Source organism: Nitrosopumilus sp. b2, assembly GCF_014078535.1.
GTDB lineage: Archaea > Thermoproteota > Nitrososphaeria > Nitrososphaerales > Nitrosopumilaceae > Nitrosopumilus > Nitrosopumilus piranensis.
On record NZ_MU078702.1, the window covers coordinates 710,520 to 717,776 of the forward strand.

The 7,257-nt window shown below is 34.9% G+C and carries 4 protein-coding genes and 1 pseudogene; 4 read left to right on the plus strand and 1 reads right to left on the minus strand.

Annotated features, from left to right (window positions below; all coding sequences use genetic code 11):
- Positions 1-4 precede the first annotated feature (4 nt).
- Together C6989_RS04300 and C6989_RS04305 are read left to right on the plus strand one after the other, a co-directional pair.
- Entirely contained in the window at positions 5-952 is a 948-nt protein-coding gene (locus C6989_RS04300; RefSeq protein WP_182126425.1) for a metal ABC transporter permease, read from the plus strand.
- Positions 949-2,055, plus strand: coding sequence for a metal ABC transporter permease (locus tag C6989_RS04305; protein ID WP_182126426.1), 1,107 nt, complete (start codon positions 949-951; stop codon positions 2,053-2,055). The genes C6989_RS04300 and C6989_RS04305 overlap by 4 nt, the downstream gene beginning before the upstream one ends.
- A gap of 23 nt (positions 2,056-2,078) precedes the next feature.
- Here C6989_RS04305 and C6989_RS04310 read toward each other — a convergent pair whose 3' ends face one another.
- Positions 2,079-3,431, minus strand: coding sequence for a cation-efflux pump (locus C6989_RS04310; RefSeq protein WP_182126590.1), 1,353 nt, complete (start codon positions 3,429-3,431; stop codon positions 2,079-2,081).
- A gap of 93 nt (positions 3,432-3,524) precedes the next feature.
- Between C6989_RS04310 and C6989_RS04315 the strand changes: the two genes are divergently transcribed.
- Positions 3,525-6,713: a peptidase gene (locus tag C6989_RS04315; RefSeq protein WP_182126427.1), complete on the plus strand. Its 3,189-nt coding sequence runs from the start codon at positions 3,525-3,527 to the stop codon at positions 6,711-6,713.
- A 61-nt stretch (positions 6,714-6,774) separates the two neighbouring features.
- Positions 6,775-7,257: pseudogene (locus C6989_RS04320) on the plus strand (hypothetical protein); the annotation flags it as partial.

Here is a 7,257-nt window from a genome sequence, read left to right on the forward strand (position 1 = left end):
AAATATGGTTCTTGAAGAAATACTGACTACCTTTATTGGAATCTTTACTGATTACACTCTAAGGTATGTTGCACTTGGTTCTGCTATTTTAGGAATAACTAGTGGTGCGTTGGGGTGTTTTACTGTTCTACGAAAACAGAGCTTGTTTGGAGATGCTTTGTCTCATGCTGCATTGCCTGGAATTGGTTTGGCGTATCTTTTTGCTGGAACAAAAGACTCTATGTTCTTGATGTTGGGTGCTGCGGTGTTTGCATGGTTTGGAGGCATTATTACATTAGCTATCACAAGTACCACAAGAATTAAGCAAGATGCAGCACTTGGAATAACTCTTTCAGTTTTCTTTGGACTAGGAATAGTTTTCCTTACATACCTACAGAGTATTGGAGGTGCAAGTCAGGGCGGATTAGATCGATTTCTTTTCGGGCAGGCTGCAGCTTTAATAGAAAAAGATGTCATAAACCTAGGAATTTTAGCCTCTGGTTGTTTTGTGGTTTTGATATTATTCTTTAAAGAGTTCAAAATAGCAACATTTGATAGTGCATTTGGACAAAGTTTAGGTTTTCCAACAAAATATCTTAGTGCATTATTAACGTCAGTAATCGTTGTAGCTGTTGTTATTGGATTACATACAGTTGGTGTAGTTCTAATGGTTTCAATGCTAATAGCTCCAGCAGCTGCAGCTAGACAATGGATCTCTAGTTTGAAAAGCATGTTGATTCTTTCTGCAATATTTGGGGGTATAAGTGGCGTAATTGGTTCCATGATAAGTAGTACAACAGAAGGAATGTCTACTGGTCCTGTAATTGTAATTACAATTACTACTATATTGGGTATTTCTTTATTCTTTTCTCCAAAACAAGGATATCTTTTCCAGTACATTCGTAGGAAAAGGCAACGTCAAAGAAATCTAGATGAAATTAGTACTATTTCAGGAGCAAATCTAAGAAATTGATAGAAATATCTAGTGATCTAATAATTATTGGAACTGCTGTGTTAGTTGCAGCAAACTGTGCTTCGATTGGCGCATTTCTAGTATTGAGACAGATGGCAATGATGTCTGATGCCATAAGTCATGCCGTGCTGTTAGGTATAGTAATTGCTGTGTTTATGGTTGGAGGTAGAGAAACTGTTTCAGTAATTGTAGGTGGTGTCTTGTCTGGTATATTGACTGTGTCAATTGTAGAGATGCTTTATCGTACAGGTAAACTAAAACAGGATAGCTCTATCGGTATAGTCTTTCCATTTCTTTTTGCTATTGGTGTGATACTTGTTACACAAGCTGGTAACGTACACATAGATGCACAACATGTTTTGTACGGTTCGATTGAATTTGTTCCATTTGATACTTTGTATGTTGATGAAATTAACATAGGATCCAAATCTCTTTGGGTTCTTGGAATTTTGGCAATTGCAAATATCTCTTTTATAGCAATTTTGTACAAGGAACTAAAAATTAGCACTTTTGATGCGTCAGTTGCAGTTAGTGTTGGATTAATGCCTATGCTTATTCATTATTTGTTGATGATAATGGTTGCTACAACAGCAGTTGTTGCTTTTGAATCTGTTGGAGCGGTACTTGTGATTGCATTTTTTATAGTTCCTGCATCTGGGGCTTACTTACTAACTGATAAATTATCTCATATGATTATTCTATCTGTTACATTAGGTATGATTAGTGCTATTGCAGGATATATGCTTGCAATATTTTTTGATGTATCGATAGCTGGTTCAATGGCTGCAGTTGCAGGTGCTGTGTTTGGGTTAATCTGGGTGTTTGCACCAAATCGTGGTTTGATTAGCAGATGGAGAAGGATATCCAAACAACGATTTGAAATAGATGTTGGTATTTTGATAACCCATATTTACAATGAAATTGAATCAAAACATTCTGTGACTCTTTCAAGTATGTCTGATGCTTTGGGTTGGACAACTGAATACTCTAAAAAAATATGTAAATCTGTACAAGATAGAAAATTAATAGAAGTAGATGAGCAACAAAATCTACATCTTACTGCAAGTGGGAATAAAAAAGTAAAGTCTTACTCGCCTCATTGATCTATGCATTTAGAATTTTTTTGTTATATGGGCTCTGGATGAATTGTAATAACTGCATTTTTAATTTCTGATCTTATGATGTGCTCTATTTCTGATGTTAAGTCATGAACTTTTTCAATTGATAATTTTTTATCAAATGAACAATCAATGTCGATTTTGAGTATATTTTCAAAATTCAAGGATACTATTCTTCCTATTTCTTTAATTTCAGGATATTTTTCTAAGATTCTTTTTATTTTTTCTTCAGTTACTTTGTCTTCTAGGTTAAAATTTTCTGGTACTGTTACAAATGGCTCTAAATGAATTGTTGCATGTTCAATTTCGGGAATATTATCATAAATTTTCTGCTCAATAATTTCGGAGATTTTGTGAGCTGATGAAAGATTCTTCTCTCTATCTACCATTACATGCAAATTAGAAAATGTCTTTCCTTTTGTTCTATGTGTATTCACATTGTGTACTCCTTTTACTCCTTCAACACTTTTAGCAATGTCTAAAATTTTGGCATCTAGTGGGACATCTTCCCAATCAGGCTCAAAATGAATTGTAATAGAAGCATTTGAAATCTTTTTTTTGATATTTTTTTCAACATTACTGCTTATCTCATGTGCCTTGTCAAAGCTTGTATCCCCTCTCAATGATATTGTAACATCTGCAAATATTGTATCCCCTGAGCGCCTCATTAGTATGGGGTCTGCATCAATTACCCCCTGAGTTGATGCAGCAATATCTCTGACGTTTTTAACAAGTTCTGGTGAAATGATATCCGTTAAATCAAGAGCTGTTTTGTAAACTAGTTTTACACTAAGTACAGCTAATAGACCACCTAAGATTAGTGCTGCAACAAAATCTCCATGATACAAACCATAAGATACCAAAACAATTCCAATGATTGCAACTAGGGTTGAACCAAGATCCATAAACGCATGATAGAAATCTGCTTTGAGAGTTGTCCCCCCTATTTTTTGAATCGATCTTCTCAAAAGAATTATTCTAAAAATGTCTACTCCTATTGTGTACAACCCTCCAATTATTGCAAACATTCCGGGAAGTATACTTGGTGGAGGACTTTGAATTCTGTGAATTGATTCGTATATGAAAAAACATGCAATCAAAAAAATTGCTATTCCGCCAATTAATCCTCCCAGTGATTCTATTTTTCCATGTCCATAGGTGTGTTCTGCATCTGGAGGTTTAATTGCCATTCTTGCCGCTAGCAACAAAACAAGGGTAACTACACTATCCAATAATGCATGAATGCTGTCTGTGATAAGTGCTAAACTATTGGAGACAAGACCAAAGATTAACTCCACTAAAAATGCAGAAAAAATAGCTACCAGTGAAATCTGTAAAACCTTGGTTCTTTGTACAAACATTTTCTTATTTTTAATAATTTTTATCATGTATTACAGGTTTCTAAGAAGAAGTCCTACGATAACATTATTTGTAAAGGACCGTGATTTTTAATATTGAATAAAAATTGGTTATTTTTATTAGGATTTTTCTCAATTATGTTTATTCCAGCAATGGATGCTCATGCTTCCAGTAATCCTAATTTGTTTGTCTCTGCTGAAAATTCAGAATTTGATAACCATTTTGCAGGTTCTATGGTAATTGAAGTTGTTATCAGAGATTCCAATATTTCTGATACGGGTGAAGGAAAAGGTGAACCTGATGTCACTATTAATGGAAAAACACTTCGTATGGTTCAAGCAACAGATGGAAATTGGTATGCCTATTTTGCAAATATTGACAAGGCAAAAATTGCAGATGCTACAGTTGGTTTATCTGGAAAGGGATTAGATTTTGGAGTCTTTTGTGGTAGAGATACCTCGTCTTCTGTTTTTGGTACTTCCTTTTCTGAAACTGATGGGATTGCAGTTCCACGTTCAGCTGGTTTGACTGGTTTTGTAAATGGTGATTCCTCATTTAGTGCATGTACTGGTTCCCCAACTGATTCTGCAAATCTAAACAATGTTGTTCGAAAAGCAAAATCAATCAATTCTAATTCTAATGTTCCAGTTGGTCAAATTGGATTAGATGCTGATGCATGGCCAATAATTCAACTATTTTCTTTTGATGATGTAACAATACAATACAATCCTGGTGGTTCTTCACAACAGGTACGTCTTGACTATGATGAAATTCAAAACATTACATTAGAAATTGATAGAGAAACATATCCTGAAAACTCTGAAGTCTTTCTAACTATACATGATATCCAATTAAATCAAGATCCAACCGATGAAGATTCATGGACATTTAATGTTGATTCTCAAAGTACATTCTATCAAGCATTTGATAGTGCTGGAAATAATGATGCTAATGGAAATGCAGGATTAGTGAATCTTGTTCCACATTTATCCAATTTAGGTTTTGAAGATAACGGCAAATTATCATTAACTCTAGGCAATATTATGGAGTTAAAAACAAACAATGATCAACCTGATTCTTCTGTTGATGCTGATGGAGTTTCAAACACTTTTTCTAAAATTGTTACTCTAGTTGAACAAGAACCAAACTCTGGAATGTTTACCAGTTATGACTCTAATGATCAATCTGTAATTGGAATACTGGATGATGCGCCAAGAGGTCAAACAGGAAAAATCACATACAACAATGAATCTATTTCAGTTTTAACTGGATTTTCTACTGCTTCTGTTTCTTTTGGTAGCGAACCTGTTTTGAGGATTGGAAATGGTCAATCATTAAGACCTGGCACAGAGTACCCTGTTATTTTGGAGGATCCAGATCAAAACCTTAACACTGGTGCTAGAGACCATCTGAATGTTTTTAGAGATACTGCACTTATTCCTACGATTACTATTGGCAATCCTGTCACACTCGAACAGGCACATAGTGTTGAATTTCATTCATCTTCACCCACATTGACTAGCGGAGATGATTCCAAGTCTGCCGTGGTTGATTCAAATTCTGACATATTGCTAATTGATACATCAAATGTATCTAATGCTGCATATGAGATGATCTCAATAAATTTGGGCATATCTGCATCTTCATTGGCAGCATCTTTACTTGATTCTTCAGAATCTGGTGTTGATGGGACAAACTGGATAAATTATGATTTAAGATCACTTGAAAAGAACTTGGGGATCTCTGATTTTAGCAGTACAACTTTTGCCCTTTCTTTTGGAACCCGTGATTCAGCCCCTCAAATTGTGATATCTGATAATGGTGATGTATCTTCATCTCAAGGATTTATTCAGATAGATAATGATGATGTAACAGCCATTAAAGGAAAAACTGGCAGTGTTTTTCTAATAATTGATTTTTCTACTTCTGATACAGTAACTGTTTCTGATGAGACAAATAAACTACCAATAGTTTTTGACTTCTTTTCTTTTGGATTAGATAATGGCAACAGCATAAATAATTCTATTTATCGTTTTGAATTAGAAGAAACTCAAGATAACTCATCTGTTTTTGAAGGCACTTTTGAATATGCAGTTGCAAACCAACTAAATATTTTCGACCCTGATTTTATTCAAACCATACAAACAATCAATGATGAAATAAAAATTATCATTACTGATAAATTAATCGATGAAGAAGGCGTGGCAATCTCTTACGCTGATTTAGATTCAGTTGGTGTAACAACTAAAACTTCAAGTAAATCTAATGTTCCAACTCATTCAGGGATTGTTTCAACTGCATCAACTACATTCCGATTTGGTCAACCAGTAACAATTACCCTAAGTGACTCTGATCTTAATTTGAAAAGTGATACCATTGAAATTTACCAAGTGGTAAATGATCCAAACTCTGACAATGTTGATACTGTTGGAAAAGACGGGGAAATTTTGTTAGAGATAAAACTCAAAGATATTCGTTACAAGCGATGTACTATTAATGGAGTTGAACATGGGGGTTTAGCATCTACTGGGTTTACACTAGTAGAAACTGGACCTAGCACTGGAATATTTACAGGAGTTTTCAAAATGCCATCTCAAATTTGTGATAAAACGGGCTCAAAATTGATCTATACTGCTGGTGGCAGCCTTGATGTAAGATATTATGATTCGCGTGATGATTCTGGAAATGAGAATATTTTCAGCTTGCTAGATTCAAAACCATCCACATCTTATTACATTACTGCTCAACTTAGTAAAGAAAAAGTCTTACTTCCAACAGATGGTTCTTCTACAGAAATAGTTTTGACAGGAAGTATTGAACATCATAAGCGGGGAGTGCCATTATCCATAGAACTGACAAATCCTGATGGGACAAAACAAAACTTTGGCGCAACACTTACTAGCAGTGGAAAATATCGTTCCATTTTTACTGTAAATGATGATGCTTTGCCTGGAATGTATTTTGTTAATCTTTCTTATGATGGAAAAAATATTGATATCCTCTCATTTCATGTAATTTCTGAAACTGTTCCTGATTGGATTAAAAACAATGCCCGTTGGTGGTCTTCTAATAGTATTTCTGATGATGAGTTTATTGGCGGACTAGAACATCTGATTGAAACTGGGATAATTTCCGTTGAATCTTCTCAAAAAATTACCCTGGAACAAGAAATTCCTGATTGGATTAAAAACAATGCCCGTTGGTGGGCCAATGATGAAATTTCTGAAGAGGATTTTATAAAATCGATTCAATACTTGGTCAAAAAAGGTATAATTCGAATATAATCTGGTCAATTTTTCTTTCATTGAATACATAAATACTGACAACCCATGAATCAAAATGAAAATGAGACTAGCAAGTATCCTAGCGTTTGCATTATTGTCAATTTCAATTCTATCTTATAGTATAAGTGGTTCTGCCTTTGCAGCAAATTCATTCATTGAGGCCTCTACAGACCTAGAAATTATTGGAAATGGTGGCACAGTCAAACTATCTGGAACTATTGCAGATTATGATGCTACAGCAGGACATGGACTCACATTTGTGATTACATCTCCCGATAACAATATTGTGGGCATAGGTCAAATTTCTGTAAATTCTGATGGTTCATTTGAAAAAAGTATAGTTGCTGGTGGTCCTCTATGGAAACTAGCTGGAGAATATACTGTTGATTTTAATTTTGGCCCAACTAAGGGTGATGTGACGATAAATTATGTTGGTGGAGAGCAAGTAATTAGTGCACCAGAACCCGAACCAACACCTCAGCCTGAACCCGAACCAGAGCCAGAACCTGAACCCGAACCAGAGCCAGAACCTGAACCCGAACCA

Excerpts from the sequence above, each read along its gene's own strand:
- C6989_RS04300 (WP_182126425.1), top strand. The coding sequence starts at position 5 with ATGGTTCTTGAAGAAATACTGACTACCTTTATTGGAATCTTTACTGAT.
- C6989_RS04310 (WP_182126590.1), bottom strand. The coding sequence starts at position 3,431 with ATGTTTGTACAAAGAACCAAGGTTTTACAGATTTCACTGGTAGCTATT.